19 protein-coding genes, 2 pseudogenes and 1 riboswitch are annotated in these 19,478 nt (G+C 55.3%); of the genes and pseudogenes, 11 read left to right on the top strand and 10 right to left on the bottom strand.

What is annotated here, in order from left to right; all coding sequences use genetic code 11:
• Positions 1 to 204: transposase (locus tag ABD76_RS28000; RefSeq protein ID WP_197254502.1), on the top strand; the 204-nt coding region annotated here is incomplete at its 5' end.
• A 313-nt stretch (positions 205 to 517) separates the two neighbouring features.
• On the opposite strand, the gene ABD76_RS27995 is transcribed toward ABD76_RS28000, so the two are convergent.
• The 3 genes from ABD76_RS27995 to sleB form a co-directional block, all read right to left on the bottom strand.
• Entirely contained in the window at positions 518 to 856 is a 339-nt protein-coding gene (locus ABD76_RS27995; protein ID WP_197260149.1) for a L,D-transpeptidase, read from the bottom strand.
• A 142-nt stretch (positions 857 to 998) separates the two neighbouring features.
• Entirely contained in the window at positions 999 to 1,592 is a 594-nt protein-coding gene (locus ABD76_RS27990) for a lipoprotein BA_5634 family protein (protein ID WP_197260148.1), read from the bottom strand.
• A 249-nt stretch (positions 1,593 to 1,841) separates the two neighbouring features.
• Entirely contained in the window at positions 1,842 to 2,477 is a 636-nt protein-coding gene (sleB, locus tag ABD76_RS27985; protein ID WP_197260147.1) for a spore cortex-lytic enzyme, read from the bottom strand.
• 131 nt (positions 2,478 to 2,608) lie between these two features.
• On the opposite strand from sleB, the pseudogene ABD76_RS27980 reads away from it, so the two are divergent.
• Positions 2,609 to 2,831: pseudogene (locus ABD76_RS27980) on the top strand (glycoside hydrolase family 2); the annotation flags it as partial.
• A 105-nt stretch (positions 2,832 to 2,936) separates the two neighbouring features.
• On the top strand, positions 2,937 to 3,038 hold the full coding sequence (locus ABD76_RS30085) for a sporulation protein YjcZ (RefSeq protein WP_242069855.1): 102 nt from the start codon (positions 2,937 to 2,939) through the stop codon (positions 3,036 to 3,038).
• A 134-nt stretch (positions 3,039 to 3,172) separates the two neighbouring features.
• Here ABD76_RS30085 and ABD76_RS27975 read toward each other — a convergent pair.
• Positions 3,173 to 3,931 (bottom strand): annotated as a pseudogene (locus tag ABD76_RS27975) (IS110 family transposase); the annotation flags it as partial.
• A 246-nt stretch (positions 3,932 to 4,177) separates the two neighbouring features.
• Here ABD76_RS27975 and ABD76_RS27970 point away from each other — a divergent pair.
• The 5 genes from ABD76_RS27970 (at position 4,178) to ABD76_RS27950 (ending at position 8,695) form a co-directional block, all read left to right on the top strand.
• On the top strand, positions 4,178 to 4,984 hold the full coding sequence (locus ABD76_RS27970) for a transporter substrate-binding domain-containing protein (RefSeq protein WP_197260146.1): 807 nt from the start codon (positions 4,178 to 4,180) through the stop codon (positions 4,982 to 4,984).
• Positions 4,985 to 5,070: 86 nt separating this feature from the next.
• Entirely contained in the window at positions 5,071 to 5,742 is a 672-nt protein-coding gene (locus ABD76_RS27965) for an amino acid ABC transporter permease (RefSeq protein WP_197260145.1), read from the top strand.
• The gene (locus ABD76_RS27960; RefSeq protein ID WP_197260144.1) at positions 5,742 to 6,392 is read left to right on the top strand and encodes an amino acid ABC transporter permease; all 651 of its coding nucleotides are present in this window, start codon (positions 5,742 to 5,744) and stop codon (positions 6,390 to 6,392) included. Before ABD76_RS27965 ends, ABD76_RS27960 begins: the two co-directional genes overlap by 1 nt.
• Positions 6,393 to 6,487: 95 nt before the next feature.
• A complete protein-coding gene (locus tag ABD76_RS27955) occupies positions 6,488 to 7,741 on the top strand; it encodes an ATP-binding protein (RefSeq protein ID WP_197260143.1) in 1,254 nt (417 codons plus the stop codon).
• Between the two features lie 30 nt (positions 7,742 to 7,771).
• Entirely contained in the window at positions 7,772 to 8,695 is a 924-nt protein-coding gene (locus tag ABD76_RS27950) for a response regulator (RefSeq protein ID WP_197260142.1), read from the top strand.
• Positions 8,696 to 8,755: 60 nt separating this feature from the next.
• Here ABD76_RS27950 and ABD76_RS31150 read toward each other — a convergent pair whose 3' ends face one another.
• The 6 genes from ABD76_RS31150 to ABD76_RS27925 form a co-directional block, all read right to left on the bottom strand.
• The gene (locus ABD76_RS31150) at positions 8,756 to 9,862 is read right to left on the bottom strand and encodes a fibronectin type III-like domain-contianing protein (RefSeq protein ID WP_420901983.1); all 1,107 of its coding nucleotides are present in this window, start codon (positions 9,860 to 9,862) and stop codon (positions 8,756 to 8,758) included.
• Positions 9,757 to 10,452, bottom strand: a complete 696-nt coding sequence (locus ABD76_RS31145) for a GH39 family glycosyl hydrolase (RefSeq protein ID WP_420901982.1) — start codon at positions 10,450 to 10,452, stop codon at positions 9,757 to 9,759. The genes ABD76_RS31150 and ABD76_RS31145 overlap by 106 nt, the downstream gene beginning before the upstream one ends.
• Positions 10,437 to 11,177 (bottom strand): AraC family ligand binding domain-containing protein, encoded by a 741-nt coding sequence (locus ABD76_RS31140; protein WP_420901981.1) that lies wholly within the window; start codon positions 11,175 to 11,177, stop codon positions 10,437 to 10,439. Before ABD76_RS31140 ends, ABD76_RS31145 begins: the two co-directional genes overlap by 16 nt.
• A gap of 114 nt (positions 11,178 to 11,291) precedes the next feature.
• Complete coding sequence (locus tag ABD76_RS27935; protein ID WP_197260141.1) at positions 11,292 to 12,329, bottom strand: cytochrome d ubiquinol oxidase subunit II; 1,038 nt, start codon at positions 12,327 to 12,329, stop codon at positions 11,292 to 11,294.
• The gene (locus tag ABD76_RS27930; protein ID WP_197260140.1) at positions 12,326 to 13,699 is read right to left on the bottom strand and encodes a cytochrome ubiquinol oxidase subunit I; all 1,374 of its coding nucleotides are present in this window, start codon (positions 13,697 to 13,699) and stop codon (positions 12,326 to 12,328) included. Before ABD76_RS27930 ends, ABD76_RS27935 begins: the two co-directional genes overlap by 4 nt.
• A gap of 147 nt (positions 13,700 to 13,846) precedes the next feature.
• The gene (locus tag ABD76_RS27925; protein ID WP_197260139.1) at positions 13,847 to 15,298 is read right to left on the bottom strand and encodes an amino acid permease; all 1,452 of its coding nucleotides are present in this window, start codon (positions 15,296 to 15,298) and stop codon (positions 13,847 to 13,849) included.
• A 117-nt stretch (positions 15,299 to 15,415) separates the two neighbouring features.
• Positions 15,416 to 15,602: riboswitch (Lysine riboswitch) on the bottom strand.
• 337 nt (positions 15,603 to 15,939) lie between these two features.
• Here ABD76_RS27925 and ABD76_RS27920 point away from each other — a divergent pair.
• The 3 genes from ABD76_RS27920 to ABD76_RS27910 all read left to right on the top strand — a co-directional run bounded on the left by ABD76_RS27920 (position 15,940) and on the right by ABD76_RS27910 (position 18,462).
• Positions 15,940 to 16,635 (top strand): N-acetylmannosamine-6-phosphate 2-epimerase, encoded by a 696-nt coding sequence (locus ABD76_RS27920; RefSeq protein ID WP_197260138.1) that lies wholly within the window; start codon positions 15,940 to 15,942, stop codon positions 16,633 to 16,635.
• Positions 16,636 to 16,704: 69 nt separating this feature from the next.
• On the top strand, positions 16,705 to 17,583 hold the full coding sequence (locus tag ABD76_RS27915) for an ROK family protein (RefSeq protein WP_197260137.1): 879 nt from the start codon (positions 16,705 to 16,707) through the stop codon (positions 17,581 to 17,583).
• Between the two features lie 15 nt (positions 17,584 to 17,598).
• Positions 17,599 to 18,462, top strand: a complete 864-nt coding sequence (locus tag ABD76_RS27910; RefSeq protein ID WP_478354333.1) for a MurR/RpiR family transcriptional regulator — start codon at positions 17,599 to 17,601, stop codon at positions 18,460 to 18,462.
• Positions 18,463 to 19,478 lie beyond the last annotated feature (1,016 nt).

Genomic DNA, 19,478 nt, shown 5'->3' with positions numbered 1-19,478 from the left:
TTCGAGAAGCATGCCAGCCTGAAGTATAAATATGGCAATCGGAAATTTTGGGCGGAGGGCTACTACGTCAGCACAGTAGGCTTAAACGAAGCAACTGTCGCAAAATATATACGTGAACAGGAAGCACATGACCAAGCAGTTGATAAACTGAGTGTGAAAGAGTATGAAGATCCGTTCAACAGAAACAGTAGCAAGAAGAAGTAAACCAGTTTAACTGGTAAGTGAAAGTGACAAGTTACACTGAGCCTGAACAATTTAATTGTCAGGCTAGCGTCTTTAGGCGCAGTTTGGCAACAGGGGGTTATACCCCAAGTGCAAACCACCCGTTGGACGGGTGGTTTTGATTGTGCTTCGTCCAGGCAGGCAGCGCGGGCCTTGTTGACGAGCCGATGACTTGGGCAGTGGCGAAGCTTCCCGCTCGGCTGCTGAAAAAGCGGGGGCTCTAACTTAAAGGAGCCGAAGATCGTCTCTTCGGCTCTGCCGTTCGGGCGGGGGGAGAGGCCAAAGGATCCCGGAGTCACGGCCGAATCGTGACGCGGGTATTCACGGGAACATAGGAAGACAACTGCAGGACATCGGCATTATGCATCCGGATGCACCCGCGGGACACTTCTCTGCCGATGGAAGACGGATCGTTGGTTCCGTGTATGCCGTAATGCGGCTTGGACAGGCCCATCCATAAGGCGCCGTAAGGTCCGCCGGGATTATACTGCTTGTTGATGATCGTAAATTCTCCCGTCGGCGTTCGGGTGACCATCTTGCCGATGCCGACGGGGTAGCCGCGGACGACACGGTTTCCGTCCAGCAAATACAGCATGCGATCCGACAAATCGACAATGATGCGGTACGACGGCAACTATATTCCCTCCTTTGCTATACTGTATGCGCTCAGCCGGCGTCATGAGCATGACGGCGGGCAAAGTGGGCGGAAAGGAAAATAAGGGGCCCCATAAAGACACCCGTCCGCCCAGCGGCGCGAGGGAACGGGTGTCTTCTTGTTATTTCGGAAACGTGAACAGTTGGGCCTGCTGCACGTCCCTAATGATTTTGCTGAGCTCATGCTTCGGATCTTTTTTGCTTTTCAAGACGGCGATCGTCCGTTCCTCCGCTTCCAGCCCATCCCATGCGGCATCATCCAAAATGACGATCTGATGCACGCAGCCTCGAGCCTCACCGATGACAACATTGCCTTCATAACGGACAGGGAGACTGTAATTGCTGACCGTCTGGCTGGGAGCGGGAGACTCGGCAAAGAGAACGCCTCCATCCGCCGGAAGCTCCGGCAACGACGAAATCGGCGCCGATTTTTGATGTTCAATGCGCTGCAGCAATCCGGCGGCAGCCCATTTCTGTGCCGTAGATTTATCGACGATAATTCCGACCTCGCCCTCCTTGTTCGTCTTGTAAATTTTGACCGTGTAGGCTTGCTTATCGACCAGGTTGGCTTCAATGGCCTTTACCGCCTTTTCCGTCTGCTCCCGCGTTCCGAACAGAATGAGCCCGTCCGCTTGCGGTCCGAACAGAGAACAACCTGACACCGCAAGCATCAGCATCACGGCGGCGGCTATCATATATATCCGCTTGCGCTTCATGCTATCACCTCTGCGTATGGAATGGATATTGTGCTTGTGCGCTTCCATCAGCATACGCGATCGGATCGCAGGGAGCCATCGAGTGAGATGACAGCGATGTTTCATTTTTGTAAGCCGTGCGAAGCGAGTACCGTTCTTCTGGAATCGCCGCGCGGAAGGCATGGAGAGATAGGGGGTTATGTACGTTGGCCGGCTTGCCTGCCGTGAGACGACGACAGGGAACCTCTGAAGAGGTTCCCTGAGTTGAGCTTAGATGGCAAAAATATGATTGCCGATTTTGCCGGTTTGCTGGCGCGACCAGATCCACTTGGATGTTGCAGTGGCCGGATTAAAATAATAGAGCGCCCCGTTCGTCGGGTCCCATCCCCGCACCGCTTCCCAAGCGGCCGCATAGGCCGTGCTGTCCGGCTCCAGCCAGTATTGTCCGTCATCCACGGCCGTGAACGCTTGCGGCTGGAAGATGACGCCCGCTATCGTATTCGGAAATTGCGGCGATTGCAGACGGTTCATGACGACAGCCGCCACCGCGACTTGTCCGGTGTACGGCTCGCCGCGGGCTTCGCTATAGACCGTGCGAGCGAGCATCTTCAATTCGTCGGCATTGACCGAGACCCGCTTCAACGCTTGCCACGTGCTCGGGCCGGCGATGCCGTCCGCCTTCAGACCGTAGTCCCGTTGAAAACGGGTTACGGCCTCGGCTGTATGAGAACCGAATATTCCGTCCAAAGGCTGACGGTAGTAATCCAGTATTTGCAGACGAAATTGCAAATCCCACACATCCCCGCTATAGCTTCCTTGCTGGAGTGTAGGTGCGGCCGATGCCGCAGGAATGAAGGACGACAGACAAAGGATAACCGCCAAAAAAGGCAAAATCAGTTTCTTCATGCTTTTCCTCCCTTCCCCTGCATTATATAAACCTCGGAGGAGAGGCTCAATGCGAGGATATTGGAAATACCGCTTTTAAATTCCAAAGGGACATTCGCAATGAAACGGAGAGTAGGAAGATTTTATATTGCAAAATTTATTACCAGAAGCTGATGCTCGATCAAGGGTATTGGCCGCAGGGACGGCGCCGAGCGACGAGGACTTGAAGAAGGATATCGAGCTGGCGAAGCGGATGGGCTTCAACGGCTGCCGCAAGCATCAAAAAGTGGAGGATCCGCGCTTCTTGTATTGGGCGGATGTATTGTGTGGGGAGAATGCGCGGCGGCGGCCTCCTTCAGCGAGAACGCCGCAGCCTAATTTTGTTGATCTGGGGGATATTCAAGTCAAACGGGCCGTCATTCCAATATCATGGAGTATCAACTGATATCATGGAGTATCAACTGAAAGGAGGTTAGTTGAATGAGCGGAGTAGGTGGAGTTGGGGGTCTCTGGACCTCGACAGGTGTAATCTTGGTTCTCTTTATTGTGCTCGTTATCGTTTCCCGCGCCTTTATCTACTAGTCACATGGCTGTATCCTCCGGTTGTGCTCATGGTTACCTTTCATATCGGCCCTGCTCATTCCTGCAGGGCTGTTCCGCTTGAATCCGTCGTATACTGGATATACCCAGACTTATCCGGCAAGCGGGAAAGGGCTTACCAAATCAATGGAATCCTCGACAACCTTCGAGAGACGGTACGAGGCCCGAGCCGCCTTTTGAATACAGCGGGCGACGTGTTCGGGATCGGGGAAACGATTTCTCCCCTTGTCCTTGAGATAGTCAGCCAAATGGGCGACATCCATATTCGCCATCTCATCCAGACTATACTTTTCGGAGAGCATTTCCATGATGGCATGGCCGAACACGGAACTGTCCACCTCCGCGCGAAAAGCATTGCACTTGTAGAACAGATTCTGCAAAAAGTATTGCTTCTCGCGAGTGAGGTTGTGTACGAGATGGAACCGCATGCGAGTGAGCCGCTGCAAGGCGATGTACTGTTCCTGCATCACGATAGTCGTCGTGAGTCTGCCAAAACGCAGCCGGTCTGCAATGATCCAGGCATCGATGCGGTCGGTTTTGTCCAGGTCGGCATAAGCGTCTTTGAACTTGTTAATCAGCTTTGGATTGATGGTGAACACCTTGGCATTCAATTGTTGAAGGGCTTCATCCTCATGCAAATACATGGCCGGATGCCAACTGTAGACGGATGTTGCTTCCAGCCCGATATGAACCTCGGAGCAGGCTGTCTTGACTGCGGCAGAAATGATGCGATCCCGCAAGTAAGAAGCGCCGAGCAGATTGTTGTTGGTCTTGAAGGTCTCCAGGGTGTCGCCATCCGAATTCATAAAACATGCTTCCAGTTCTTCGGAACTGACGGCTACTGCCGGGCATGGGTTGCCGAAGGGAACAGCCAGCGGGTAAGAAGTGCAAGCGAGTACCGGAGAAACAGACTTAAAAAGTAGATTGGACTACAGGAGTGAAACGAATTTCCCCGAATGGAACCCTAAGTTCCATTGTCCGGAGACATTCCGGAAAGTCCAGTCCCAATATTAATTTTCAATATGAAAACTGGAAATTTTGAAGGCATTCCATGTTCCTATAAAGGACTGGAAAAAGACTCAAAACTGCCTTCAGGAAATACTATACGAGGAGTGTTCTTAATGAAACGTTGGTTCAAAATTATCGGCGCCGCCGTAGCTGCCGCCTTGATTGTAAGCGCTTTATCCGCATGCTCCCAGACGTCTGCCGGAAGCGAAGGAACGATTGACCAGATTAAAAAGAGAGGCAAGATCATTGCCGGGGTGAAGTACGATCTGAATCTGTTCGGGCTGAAGGATCCGGGCACCGGGGAAGTGCAGGGTCTCGATATCGATATCGCGAAGCAGATCGCGAAAAAGGTGCTCGGGGACGAAAACGCGATCGAACTGATGGAAGTGACGTCGAAAACGCGCATCCCGATGCTGAAGAACGGCGACATTGACTTCATTATTGCCACGATGACGATTACGGATGAGCGGAAAAAGGAAATCGATTTCTCCGACGTTTATTTTACGGCGGGCCAATCGCTGCTCGTTCCCGTTGACAGTCCGATCAACTCCATCAAGGATCTGACCAAAGAATCGAAAGTGTTGACCGCCAAAGGATCGACATCGGCCAAAAACATTCGCGAATCGGCGCCGGATGCGCAGATCCTGGAATTCGAGAACTATGCCGAGGCGTTCACGGCATTGAAAGCGGGCCAAGGCCATGCCTTGACGACCGACAATGCCTTGCTGTACGGAATGGCGCAGCAGGACAAAAACTTCCGCGTCCTGGATGAGACGTTCACGGATGAGCCTTATGGCATCGGAATCCGGAAAGGCGATGAAGAATTCGTCAAGCTGGTCAATGAGACCTTGAAGGAACTGAAGGACAGCGGCGAATACGACCGGATTTATGAGAAATGGATCGGCAAAAAACCGAACTAGAGCGAGACCGTTGAGGGGGGAGCAGGCGCTTGCCCCTTTTTGGAACACCGTGATATGAAGGAGCTTTAACCTGGGAGGAGGAAATTATGTTTATTCAATTCCATGTTCTTACCGAGCATCTCGACCGATACGTCATCGGATTGGGGGGGACCGTTGCAGCCAGCGTCATTTCACTGATCGCGAGCTTTATCCTCGGCGCCGTCATTGCGGTGTTCCGCATTACTCCCATCAAGCCGCTGCAATGGTTCGGCACCGCGTATGTCGAGTTTATTCGCAATATTCCGCTAATGCTGATCGCCATTTTTGTTCTCGTTGGCCTGCCGCTGTTGACGGGCGCGCTTCTGGTGCCGTTTGCGGCCGGATTGACCGCTTTGACGGTCTATACCTCGGCGTTTATCGCGGAGGTGATTCGCGCCGGCATCCAGGCGGTTCCCGCCGGACAGATGGAAGCGGCACGCTCCTCCGGGTTGACCTATATTCAGGCGATGCGGCATGTCATCCTGCCGCAGGCGATCAAATTAGTCATTCCGCCGTTGGGCAATCAATTTTTGAATCTGGTAAAGAATTCCTCGATCTTGACCGTGCTGTCGGCTTCGGACTTGATGTATCAAGCCGACCTGATTAATTCCGACACCTTCGACACGTTCAGCACGTACATTTTTGCCGCGGCGTTTTACTTGCTTTTGACGATTCCGCTGAGCTTCGGCATTCGTTTCCTGGAACAGAAATATCAGAGCGGCAAAGGAGTTGAGGCCTAATGGACTTTATCGGAGCGCTGTCCCCCGTCAATATTCAATTTCTGCTGCAAGGCTTTCTCATTACGATCGAGGTGGCTCTGATCTCGATTGTACTCAGCTTTGTCATCAGCGTCCTGGTCGGCACGGTCCGGTACGCCAAGGTGCCGGTGCTGGGCAAATTATTCGCGGTCCTCGTCGAGATGATTCGCAACCTGCCGCTGCTGCTGATTATCTTTTTTACCTATTTTGCCCTGCCCCAGCTCGGCATCAAGCTTGATAAATTTACCGCCGCGGTCATTGCGCTTGTTATTTTCGAGTCCGCGATGATCTCCGAGATCGTGCGGGGCGGGCTGAATTCCGTCGAGAAGGGCCTGATTGAAGCAGGGCGTTCTTCCGGGTTGACGCAGGTGCAGACGCTGCGGCATATCGTGCTCCCGATCGCGCTGCGCCGCATGGTGCCGCCCATGGTGAGCCAATTCATCTCTCTGCTGAAGGACACGTCGCTGGCAGTCGTCATTGCGCTGCCGGAGCTAATGAACCATGTCAATATCATTAACGGCCAAAATGTCAACTACGTGCTTCCGACGTTCTTGTTTGCGGCGCTGCTGTACTTCGCGGTCAATTACGTGTTGTCGATCGCTTCACGCAAGCTCGAAAGCAAGCATTCCTGAAAATGGATATTTTGCGAGACAAAACGGGTTCTTTTCCGGTACGATAAGAGGGAGGGCGTTGAGGGCATCGGGAGGAAAGGGGCGATACAATCAGCGTGCGGGATCACAGGCTGCTTATTTGGAGCATCATTCTCTTATCGACGGGATTGCTGGGCGAAATGAAGATCACGCCATTCGGCGGCGATTTTCGCTTCTCGCTCGGAATTATGGCCTATTTTTTCGGACTGCTATGGTTCTCCGTGCCTGTGCTTGCGACCGGCATCGCCGTGGGCGCTTTCGTCGTTGTCTTCCGCATCATGTTAGGAATGCTGCTGCATGGCATCCCGACAGACGACGGATTTATGCAGCATATGCCCGTATTTTTTTATTATGTCACGTTCGCGGCGATTATCTCTCTGCTCAAATTGAAAGCCAACGTAGAATATCATGTCAAAGTCGCCATATTCGGCGCGTTAGCGGATATCGTATCCAATGGGGCGGAACTGCTCATTCGGTTCGCTGCCGGCACGCCGCCCAACATGACGGTTCATGAGGCGATGCTGGTCGTTCTCGTTGGCTTGCTGCGAAGCTTTTTTGCCGTAGGCCTGTGCAATATGCTGGCGATTCGGCAAGTACGGGCATTGGGAGAACAGAGGCAGAAGGAATTGGAGCGGTTAATGCTCATTAATTCGGATTTGTTCGAAGAGGCCTTTTATCTTCGCAAGTCGATGTCCCATATCGAAGAAATTACGCGGGAAAGCTACCGGTTGTACCGAACGCTCAAAACCGAATCTCACCCGGGCGCGGCACAGGCGCTTCATATCGCGGAGCATGTCCATGAGGTGAAAAAGGATTCGGAGCGGATTTTATCCGGCTTGTTCAAAATTATCCAGCAGGAACGGATGCTGTCCAAGCGCATCTCGATTGCCGAACTTTGCGCCATGGTGACGCGGGCCAATGCGAATTACGGCTTGCTGCTCGGAAAGAGCGTAGACATCGCTGCCGCATGCGACATCAATTTGTCCACCACCGAAATTTATCCGCTTCTCTCCGTACTGAACAACATCGTATCCAATGCCGTAGAAGCGCTGCCGCATCGAGGCCGCATCCAAGTGCATGTCGATCTCCGCGACCAATCCATCTTGTTCTCCGTCACGGACGACGGCCCGGGCATATCCCCCGATGAGCTCGATCTGATCTTTCATCCCGGATACACGACCAAATTCGATGCCGAAGGGAACTCTTCCACCGGCATCGGGCTGTCGCACGCCGCCGATATCGTGCGCTTGCTTGATGGAGACATCCGCGTCCGCAGCGCACCCGGGAACACATGCTTCGAGGTCCGGATTCCCGTGGAGCGGCTGACTTGAAGAGGTTGATCGAAAGGGAGGCTGTGAGCGTTGTTGAAATTTTATCTGGTTGAAGACGACCCTGCCGTTCGCAAAATGTTGTCGCGCATCGTCGACGAAAGCGGTCTGGGGGAGGTCATCGGCGAAGCGGGGGACGGATCCCAGGCCTCTGCCGCCGCTGTCCGGGAAGCGGACATTGTCATCCTCGACTTGCTTATGCCGGGGCGCGACGGGATTGAGACCGTCAAAGCGCTGCGCGATGAGAAGTACAGCGGCAGATTCATTATGATCTCCCAGGTGGAGAATAAGGAAATGATCGGCGAAGCTTACCAGCAAGGCGTCGATACCTTTATCCAGAAACCGATCAACCGCCTGGAGGTGCTGGCCGTGCTGCGGCGCGTCTCCGATCATCTGCTGCTGGAAAAGTCGATGCAGACGATCCGCAATTCGCTTCGAACGCTGGAAAGGACCGGAACCGCGGACGCCGCGCCAGGCATTCTCCTCTACAAAGACAAACCAATCGAACAACAGGCCCGGTCCTTGCTGCTGCAATTGGGGGTTGCCGGCGAAGCGGGCGCTCCCGATCTGATTCGGATTATGACATGGTTGAAGGAACAGGAGCAGGGTCATAGCGTCCTGCCGGATTTGCCCCCGCTGAAGGCCATCTACGAACAGGTGGCGCTCCGCAGCCGCAAGGAGGCCGGAGACGATGCCCATCTGCAGAAGGACGTGCGGGCGATCGAACAGCGAATCCGCCGCCTAACCTTGCAAGCGCTTACCAATTTGGCGTCGCTAGGCTTGAGCGACTATGGCAATCCGACCTTCGAATACTTCGCATCGCGCTTATTCGACTTTCAGGAAGTGCGCCTGCGCATGCGGGAGCTGGAGGAACAGAGCAAGTCATCCGCCTCCAAAATAAACCTGAGAAAATTTTTGTATGTCTTTTATATCGAGTCCTCATCCTCCGGCCTGTGAACAGGCTCTCCCGCACAGCAAAGCAGCTCCTTCCGAGGCCCGGAAGGAGCTGTCCTGCTATTAGCGTTCTGCCGTTGCTTCGTCAGCAGGCTGGCTGCGGGCTCCGCGATCCAGCATCTCTTGGATAACGAGGCGAGGGGATTTGTATTGCAGCCATTGCTGGCCGAACATTTGAATAATTTTGATCAACGGGAAATCATTCCAGAATCCGATGAATTCCTCGTTCAAGACGATGGCTTCTTCCACATGCCGGTTCATATCTGCCAGGTATTCCTCCAGTACCGCCCGCGAATGAGGATAACGGAGCCAATCGCTCAACAGGCTGAAGGTGTGGAATTCAACGTCTTGCGTGCCGAAATCGCAGTGCAGCCGGCAGCGAAGCCGGATATCGCGAGAGGAGCTTCCAACCAGGATATTGAAAAATCCGGTATCGGCTACCCAGCGCTGCTGCTTGGTGTTGTAATAGGAAAAGTCACGCCGGTCTAACGTAAAATGAACTTCCTTCGTTTCTCCCGGCTCCAGGCCGACTTTGGCGAAAGCCTTCAGTTCTTTGTCCGGACGCACCCACTTGCATTCTTCATCATTTACATACAACTGGATGACCTCCTTGCCGCTTCGGGTGCCTGTATTGCGAATGACGCAGGTGACATGCACTTCGTCTCCCTCCTGAACCGCTTCGAGCGATGCGTATTCGAAGGTCGTATAGGACAGGCCATGGCCGAAGGGGAACTGCGGCTCCAACTGCTTCCGATCATAATATCGGTACCCGGTGAACAGCCCTTCTCTGTAATGCAGCTTGCCGTCCTCGCCGCGCGGATAGAGAGTCGCAGGAGTATCCGACAGCTTGATCGGGAATGTCTCCGACAGCTTGCCCGAAGGATTGAGCAGGCCGAACAGAATCTCGGCGATGTCTTGGAGCTCGTCCCAAGGGATATCGACGCGCGCCGGCGTCACTTTGGCGCTACCCGCTCCCTGAATTCTCGGCTGCTTCGCGAACCTCCCGATGACGGCGGCGGATGAAAGACGCTCAGGCTGAAGCGGGAGCAGCCCGTTATCATTTTTCAACAGAACCATGCTCTCGGCGGCCGCACGACGGGCCAATTCATGCCGTTCTTCGGCGGATTGGATCTGGACCGTCCGGTGCTCTCTCGTCCGCCGAACGTCCACGGATCCGCCTTTTTCACAATTCGTTCGAACGCGCTCAGATAGATTTCGCGCAGCGTGCGCTCATCCACCCATGAGCTGGTGATCATCTTCTCGTACTCCTGATTGTTGCAGGCGAAGTGCTTGACGGATGCCGCCACGCCCTGGCTTTGGAGCCCGTCCACGAAGGCGGCCCCCAGTTCTCCGGTCAGGCAAGGATCCTCCGAATAATATTCGAAGTTGCGTTTCCCCTGAGACTGGAGCGCATGCCGCAGAATGAACGGGGCCATGAACATCGTGTCATGAATATAATTCCGGTCGTAGAGCGAGAAGTTCCACTCCGTCACATGCAGTTCCGGCATCACGGGGAGCTGTGCGGCGTGGAGCTTGCCGCGGATCCGCTCGATCGTGCTGCGGTAAAAATCAGGCGGCATAATGGTAGTCAGCCGCTCTTCATACCTGGTGAACGGGTACTCGGAATAGACGTGGAACGAGAAGAAATCAAGCGGCGCTTGGGAGACCCGGCAATAGTCGAAAAAATCTTCCGCCCATGTATCGTTCCATATCGATCCGTATCCCAGCGCGGGACCGCCCGTTCTCAGATCGGAAGCCACCGATTTGATCGCTTCCGCCGTAGCCTGGTAAAAGCGAAAGTACTCCTCCCGCGTTCCGGCGTCAAGTATTTTTGGAACGGGATGCCGATTTTGTTTTTGCAAAAATGGGAAAAATAGTGCAGGCTTAAATGCTCTTGCCGCGCGATATCCTGCAGTGTGATCTTTTGACTGTAATGCTTATCGATAGATTGAAGAACCCGGTTCAACCGTCTGAGTTCATAATCGTTGCCTGGTTCGGCTCCCGGTTCGCTGTCGGGAAGCGCCTCATGCGGAAAGGAGCGAACCAGATGCCCGATCAGCATATGCAGCAGCCCTACGGCGAAAGAGCGGTAGCCGGACGGCTTTTTGTTCAGCTCCCACGCCATTCGCGCCAAATAATGGCGGAGCTTGTCATGCTCAGGCTTGCCGTCGGCCCCGCGGTTATGCGATCTGCAATAAATATGCATGGGCCGCTCAAGCAGCTCGGGACTGAACTGCAGGGTCAGCAATACGTTGTCCTGACCCGTATGTTCGATTTTGTGGGCGGACAAGCTGTTGATGAACAGGAAATCGCCGGGCTGATATTCATGATTGTCCCGGCCGACATAGATCCGCACGCTCCCCTGCAGGACGCAAATCATCTCCACCTCTTTGTGCCAATGGAAATGAACATGATCGACGCTGTTGACGAACATGCGGAACGGCATGTCGTCCTGGTGTTCGATGAACTCGTACAAGTATTTCATGGTATTCCTCCTCGCAAGCGCGGCATCCGGCCGATCCGGCTTGATCCTAACGGACGCCTGCGCTCATAGCTCCCTCATGCGCACTATCACTGTAGCACGCGGCTTCCGCTACTGTCATTCCGGCTCGTTCTCGAAGTAGCGCCGATCCTTCAAAAACAGCTTCCAGAACAAATAAAAGACCGGGACGAGCAGCAGCGCGCTGATGATATAGCTGATGAGCAGCGAACGGAAAATCGCCGGATTCGTGATGCTCGCTTCAATCGTCAGCTCCGGGTAGATAATGTAAGGCAGATGGGCTCTCCCGTACGCGTAGCTGGCGAAGGCGTACTGCAAGATGACGAGCGCGACGGCCGCTCGGGAATGTCCCTTCCAGCCGTCCCGGCGCGGGATGAACAGACAGGCATAACCGAGGGCGAAGGCGGCCGCGGACAGCGCGAAGCCGACCCATTGCTGGCGGAAGCCCTCGACGATCCAGGAAGCTTCCGGCTGGACGGTAAGCGTGACGGCGAGCGCGGTCAGCAGGCTGAAGGGGCCGAAGATGACGGCCCAGCGCCGGTAAATGCGATAGGTCGCGGCATCGCGCGCCTCGCGGGAGTAATCGGCCAGGAACAGGGCCGAGAAGAACAGCTCCGTCGCGTAGCCGAAGGCGAGATGCGCATACAGCGTCGGACTGGCCAGCAGCTTCCCGAAGTCGAGCGTCAACCCGCCGCCCGGCTCGTCGATGATGAAGCCGCCCAGCGTCACGGGGAGCACCGAGACGAGCAGCCCGGGGATGAGCAGCCCGGTCAAGCCCGAGATAATGCTGATCGTGCGCCCGTACCGGTGGACGGAATATCCGTATACGAGAAAGGCGCTGCGCAGCGTGAGCAGCACAAGCACGAGACAGACGGGGACGAGCAGCACGGAAGCAAGCCCAAGCGTCGCCCCGGGGAAAAATCCGACGAGCGCGACGACGAACAGGACCAGGAACGTATTGGTGACCTTCCAGGAAGGAGACAAATACCGGTTGGCCAGCTCGGCAGCCCGGCCGTCCTCGCTGCGGCGGCCGTAGATCATCGACCAGAAGCCGGCCCCGAAATCGACGGAGCCGAGCAGACTGTAGACGAACAGGAACACCCACAATATCGAAATCGCGATTGTGGCATCGTTCATGTAAAGGCCTCCTCCGTATGCGGACGGTCATGGTCCGGCGCCGGCTCCTGCAGCTCCGCGGATACGGGATGGCGCCGGAAGTAGAAGCGAAGCACAAGCGCCGTCAGCACGAGCAGCAGCACATAGATGCCGACGAAGAGGAGGAACAAGGAGCCCATATCGCCGCTCTGCAGTGCCGCCTCCGACGTGCGCTGGATGCGGTAGATCGTCCACGGCTGGCGGGCGGAGCAGCTGAAAATCCAGCCGATCTCGATGGACAGCAGCGACAGCGGTCCGGTGACGGCCAGGGCATAGCGAAGCCAGCGCGGATAAGGGCGCGGCGATTTGCGCGTGAACGCGCGCCACAGCACGACCGCAAGCGCGAGCCCGAGCAGGCCGAATCCGATCACGACCATCAGGTTGAACAAGGTGTGGACGAAGAGCGGCGGCCAATCCTCGCGCGGAATCTCATTGAGCCCCTTCACTTCGGCGTCGAACCGGTTCGAGGCGAGGAAACTGAGCATGCCCGGGAATTCGATGCCGTACTTGATCGTCCGCGTCTCGGGATCGGGAATCCCGCCGAGGACTAGCGGGGCATGGGTCGTCGTCTCGAACAGCGCCTCGGCCGCGGCCAGCTTCTCCGGATTGTGGCGGTACATCGACTGAGCGGCGGCATGGCCGTTCACCGCGGTGGCGAGCGTCATGACGAGCCCGATGACGAGGCCGAGCATGAGCCCCTTGCGATGATAGGCGGCTTCCCGCTCCGACACATTGCGCTTGAGCAGGCGCCAGGCCGCGACGGTCACGACGAAGAAGGCGCCGGTCATATAGGCCGTGCTCAGCACATGCATCGCCGAGGTCGGGTAGGAAGGATTGAAGAAGGCGGCCCACGGATCGACGTCGGTAATCTTCCCGTCGGCGATGCGGAAGCCGGCCGGCGTATTCATCCAGGCCTGGGCGGCCGTAATCAGCGCGGCGGAGGCGCTCGCCCCGACCATGACGAAGAAGACGCTCAGGATGCGCATGCCATGGGTCAACCGATCCGCCGCATAGAAGTAGATGGCCATAAATAAAGCCTCGAAGAAAAAGGCCCAAATCTCGATCTGGAACGGAAGCGCGATGACTTGGCCGACGATCTCCATGAAGCCCGGCCACAAGAGGGCGAGCATGACGCCGACGATGGTGCCTGACGGAATGGCGACGCCGAGCAGGATGCCCAGCGTTTTGGTCCAGCGCTTCGCCATGATGGCATAATCCGAGTCCTTCTTCCGCCAGTACATAATCTCCGCGAAGACGATCATGAGCGACATGCCGACCCCCAGCGTCGCGAATATAATGTGGAAGGCCATCGATGTGCCGAACAGGGAGCGGGTCATCGTAACGGAATCCATACATACACACCTCTTCTGCAGTCATTTCCGACTAGTGTGTGGAAAATAGGTGCGGGATATGCATGATTACCCAGTGCGCGGCACAGAAAAAGCCCGCTCGCGCTATCGGGAATATCCCCGGCGCAAGCGGGCCGTATTCTATTCTCGTCAGGAGTCGAATTTGCATTCCTCGAGCGGAATCAATTTCGTCCGGTGCTTCCATTTGTAGCCGAGCCAGAAGGACAGGAAGATCGGAAGGCCGATATAGGTCATCAACAATCCCTTCCAGTCGATGCCTTCCCCGGTGAAGGCCTGATAGTTCTGTCCGACGATGACGATCAGACAGAGCGCGAAGGCGAACAGCGGGCCGAACGGGAAGAATCTCGCCTTATAAGGCAATTCCTTCAGATCGTGGCCCTGCTTCACGAAGGCGCGGCGGAAGCGGTAATGGCTGATCGCGATGCCGAGCCAGGCGATGAAGCCGCACATGCCGGAGGCGTTCAAGAGCCAGATATAGACGACGCCGTCCCCGAAGAAGCTGGCCAGAAAGGCGAGCATCCCGATAATCGTCGTGACGATAAGCGCGTTGATCGGCACGCCGCGCTTGTTCAGCTTGCTCAGGAACTTGGGCGCCTTGCCCTCCTTCGCGAGCACCCAGAGGACCCGCGTCGAGGCATACATGCCCGAGTTGCCGGCCGACAGCACGGAGGTCAGAATGACGGCATTCATAATCGCGGCGGCGAACGCGAATCCGGCCTTCTCGAAGACGAGCGTGAACGGACTCGTGTCGATGCTGTCCACATCGCTCGCCAACAAGCTCGGATGCGTGTACGGAATCAGCAGCGCGATGACGAAGATGGCGCACACGTAGAACAGCAGGATCCGCCAGAACACCTGCCGGATGGCGCGCGGCACGCTCTCGCGCGGATTCTCGCTCTCGCCGGCCGCGACCCCTACGAGCTCGGTGCCTTGGAACGAGTACCCTGCCGCCATGAAGACGCCGAGCAAGGCGAAGAATCCGCCATGGAACGGTCCGTCCCCAATCCGGAAATTTTCGAAGCCGACGCGTTCGCTGCCCAGGATGCCGAAGATCATGAGCACGCCGACGGCGAGGAAAATAAGGACAGTCGCGATTTTAATGATCGCGAACCAATATTCGGATTCCCCGTAGCCTTTGACCGACAAATAGTTCAGCAAGAAAATGATGCTGAGGAACAGAAGACTCCATAAAAAGGAATTGCTGTCGGGGAACCAGTATTTGATGATGAGCGTAGCGGCGACCAGTTCGGATGCGATCGTAATCGCCCAGTTGAACCAGAAATTCCAGCCGAGCGCGAACCCGAACGACGGATCGACGAAGCGGGTCGCATAGGTGCTGAACGATCCGGGATCCGGCATATAGGTGGCCAGCTCGCCCAGACTGGTCATCAGGAAATAGACCATGATGCCGACGGCGATATAGGCGACGAGCGCGCCGCCCGGTCCCGCTTGGGCGATGGCCCCGCCGCTGGCCAGGAACAGCCCGGTGCCGATGGAGCCCCCAAGCGCGATCATCGTAATATGACGGGTCTTCAGGCTGCGGCGCAGCCCGGACTGCCGCTTATCTTCAGTAGCTTTCATTGCGTAAAACCCTGCCTTCCTTCTTAGTTGAATAGCTTCGGAAGGAGCGGCGACATGACAAAAAACCGTTCGAGCGTATCACGTCCGACGGTTAGACCGTCCCCATCATACCCTTCCATAAAAGATAGCGCACCATACGGGATCGGGTAATCCCGCATGACAGTGCTGCACCTTTCGGCAACAGCCCCAGCCTGCGTGCCGGAAGATGCCCGCAGACTTCGGCGGTGGTTCCTTTCCCTCTGCATCCCCGGCGCTTCCCGCCTCCGCAGAGATACTTCTAACAACCGCAACCTCTACCTCATCTCGGATAGGATGAGGATTTGCATATTGTGCACAATGGCACGTTATATTGGTTAAGTATAAAGAATACCCCGGGGGGAATCAATGACAAATGTTGCCGAAAGTTTGCATGATATGTCGAATGGTGTTCCGGTGTCCGCAAAAGAGCTGTCCATATTCATGGAGTTGGTGCAAACCGCAATGCGGGCGAAATGAACGGGATCGAATAGATTATTCAGGAAGAAATTTTTTTCGAAAATAAATAGAAAAAAGAAAATAATTTACTGCATGGCGCGGACGGTGATATAGTAAGGATAACTTCAGAGTGAAGAAATACATTACTAATGTGGAGATGCATACAGATGAACAGAAATGCCAATGTATTCGAACAGGTCAAAGGAAAGCTGATCGTATCTTGCCAGGCGCTGCCGGATGAGCCGCTTCACAGCCCGTTCATTATGGGGCGAATGGCGTATGCCGCCTTCCTCGGCGGAGCTGCGGGCATTCGCGCGAACAGCGTCGAAGATATTCAGGAGATTAAGAAGCAGGTCCAACTGCCGATCATCGGCATTATCAAGCAGGATTATGAAGGCTCGGACGTATTTATTACGCCGACGGACCGGGAAGTCGGAATGCTCTATCGCGAAGGCGTAGATATTATCGCGATTGACGCGACGGATCGGGTGCGGCCGGACGGAACGACGATTTCCGAGCAGTTCCCGCAGTTGAAGGCGAAGTATCCGGATCAATTATTTATGGCGGATTGCTCCACCTACGAGGAGGCCATGACGGCGATTGAGCTGGGCTTCGATTGCATAGGCACGACGCTGAGCGGCTATACGGAAGCGACCCGGGGCAAGGCGCTGCCGGATTTCGAGCTGCTCGGGAAGCTGGCGGCCTCTTCCTCCGTTCCGGTCATCGCGGAGGGTGGCATCTCGACGCCGGAGGAACTGAAGCGGGCCTTCGATCTCGGCGTGTATACGGCTGTCGTCGGCTCGGCGATTACGAGACCGATGGAGATTACGAAGCGCTTCGTGAAGGCCATTGAGCGAGGCTGAAGGTTAACGTCAAGTCATCATGTTCTCATGTTTTCTATATAGCTCATATAGAAGGGCAGGGCGTTCGTTATGAAAATTGTGGCGGCGGATATTGGCGGGACTTCGACCAAGATCGGCTTGTGCGACGAGTCGGGACGGATTGAGCGGTTCCAGGAATACGAGACCGAGAGCAAGCGCGGCGGCGAGCATGTCATCGAGAAGCTTATTCGTCACCTGGAGGAGTACAGCGGCTATGACGCGATTGCCGTCAGCACGGCGGGGCAGGTCGATGCGGAAGCGGGCGTCATCGTCTATGCCAATGAAAATATTCCGGGGTACACCGGGATGCGCATCGCGGAGAGGCTATCGGAGCGGTTCGGCAAGCCGGTCCGGGTCGAGAACGATGTCAATGCGGCTGCTCTGGGCGAGGGGCGCTTCGGCGCCGGCCGGTCCTATGCCGACTTCCTGTGTCTGACCTACGGGACGGGCATTGGCGGCGCGATCGTCATGAATGGCGATATTTACCGGGGCGCGAATGGCGTGGCCGCCGAATTCGGCCATATGATGACGCATGCTTGGGCGGAGCGCCGCGATCCGGACTTCAAGCCGTATTACGAGAAATTCGCCTCGACAACGGCCTTGGTTCAGCTGGCGCGGCAGGTTGACCCGGAATGTATCAACGGGCGGATATTATTTGATAAAATAGACAAGGGCAACGAGCCGCTGCGCCGCGTCGTTGAGGACTGGATCACGGAAGTCGCGGCCGGGCTGGCGTCTATCGTCCATATCTTCAATCCGTCCGCCATCGTGGTCGGCGGCGGGGTCATGGAGAGGGACGAACTGGTCCGTCAGGCGGAAGCGCGGACGAAGGAGTTCATTATGGACAGCTTCGCCGGGGTTCGCATCGTCAAGGCTTCGCTGGGGAACAAGGCGGGGCTGCTGGGCGCCGCATCGCGTTTTTTGCCGTAACTAGACATGAGGGGGGTGGATGCACTGCGCAATGTAAGTATTCTGACCCGCATTCATTCCATGTATAATTCCTTCACGAACACCGAGCGCAAAGTAGCGGATTATATATTGGAGCATACGAGAAGCGTCATCTACATGTCCATCACCGATCTGGCCGATGCTTGCGGGGTCGGCGAATCAAGCATTTTCCGGTTCTGCAAGTCGCTCAATTTCAAGGGCTATCAGGAATTCAAGATCGCCTTGGCGCACAGCATTACGGTGGAAAATGAAATCCCTCAGCTCACCGAGCAGATCGGGATGGACGACACGATCGAGCAGGTGGCATCCAAAGTATTGACCACGAATGTCAACGCGATGAATGAGACCTGCGATCTCCTCAAGGCGGACGATATCGAGAAGGCAATCGACTACATGGTGCAGGCGGAGCGCATTCATTTTTTTGGCGTAGGCACGTCCTTGATTACCGCGCTGGAAGCGAAGAACAAATTTATGCGCATCACGAGGAAGACGGAATGCTCCTTCGACTCCCATCTTCAGATGATGTCGGCCGCCCTCATGACCGAGCGCGACGTGGCGGTCATGTTCTCGTACTCGGGCTCGACCAAGGATACGATCGAGGTCGCGAAGAAGGTGAAGGAGAAGGGAGCCAAGCTCATCTCCATCACCCGCTTCGTCAAATCTCCGCTGACGACGCACTCGGATGTGACGCTTCTCTGCGGAGCGAATGAGGGCCCGCTCCAGGGCGGCTCCTTGTCCGCGAAGATCGCGCAGCTTTACTTGCTGGACGTGCTGTATGTCGAGTATTTCAAGCGCACGTACCAGGAATCGATCGACAACAAGGAGAGCACGGCCAACGCCGTCATTGAGAAGCTGCTGTAGGGCGGCCCCCGTGGGCGCGGCGGGCGCGGGCAGGGGGAGCGCACAGTGGGGCGGATCGCTCCTCCTCTGGCTCCCCTTACAATTCCCGTATCGATCGCCATTGCAGATTTCATGGCTTCCGCCGGAGAGGAGTCGCTGCAGACTGCTCTTTTTTATTTATCGGGCACACAGCTGGCCGCTTGCTGGGGAAGTCAAAGCGGTAATTGAGCGGCCGCAGCCTGCATAGCGAAGTTCCTGCAGAGCCTGGATAGGGAAATCCCTACTACCTGGATAGCAAAAAAATCTGCAGTATGCCTAGGAGAAACCTCCGCAGTATTAGAAATCTCCTCAGCATGCTTGGTAGTAACCTCCGCAGTATGTCTGGTAGAAACCTCCTCTGTATGCCTAGTAGAAACTTCCGCAGTATGCCTGGTAGAAACCTTCTCGGTATGCCTAGTAGAAACTTCCGCAGTATGCCTAGTAGAAACCTTCTCGGTATGCCTAGTAGAAACCTCCACAGTCTGGGTAGAGAATCCTCACCTTCTGCATACCGGACACTCCGCCGTCTCAAAGTAGAATCTTTGCACCGACTGCATGGTGGATTATGCAAATCCTGAGGAGCAGAAGCGGTGCAGGCCTCTCGGCAGCAATTCTGCCAAGTCCGCCCAGCAGAAATCCTGCATAAATGCAGGTTTTTCTTTTGTTTATGCTACTTTTGAGCGAAATTGCTGCAGGAATGCACTAGCGTTGCATCAATCTTTTTACGAAAATTTTCACCCTATAATTCTCTATATTTGTAACTTATTGAACTATATTCGTGGACAAAAATAAAGAAATCTCCTATTGTTGAGTTACCCTCAGCGTTATCCATAAAACGCCTCAACAAAGGAGATTCCTATGGATAACGTACCGAATCAAAACGTCATTTGTCAATGCCTAAAGTGGTTACATGTGAATTCCACTAGAGATGAGTCATTGGATTACCGAGCCCAAAAGTTGTTTGTCGGCGCTTCGACACTCTTGTTTGTAGAGGCACA

The sequence above is a fragment of the Paenibacillus dendritiformis genome, from assembly GCF_015845845.1.
GTDB lineage: Bacteria > Bacillota > Bacilli > Paenibacillales > Paenibacillaceae > Paenibacillus_B > Paenibacillus_B dendritiformis_C.
The sequence above is the reverse complement of the archived record's forward strand: the minus strand, read 5'-3'. Positions and strand labels throughout refer to the sequence as shown.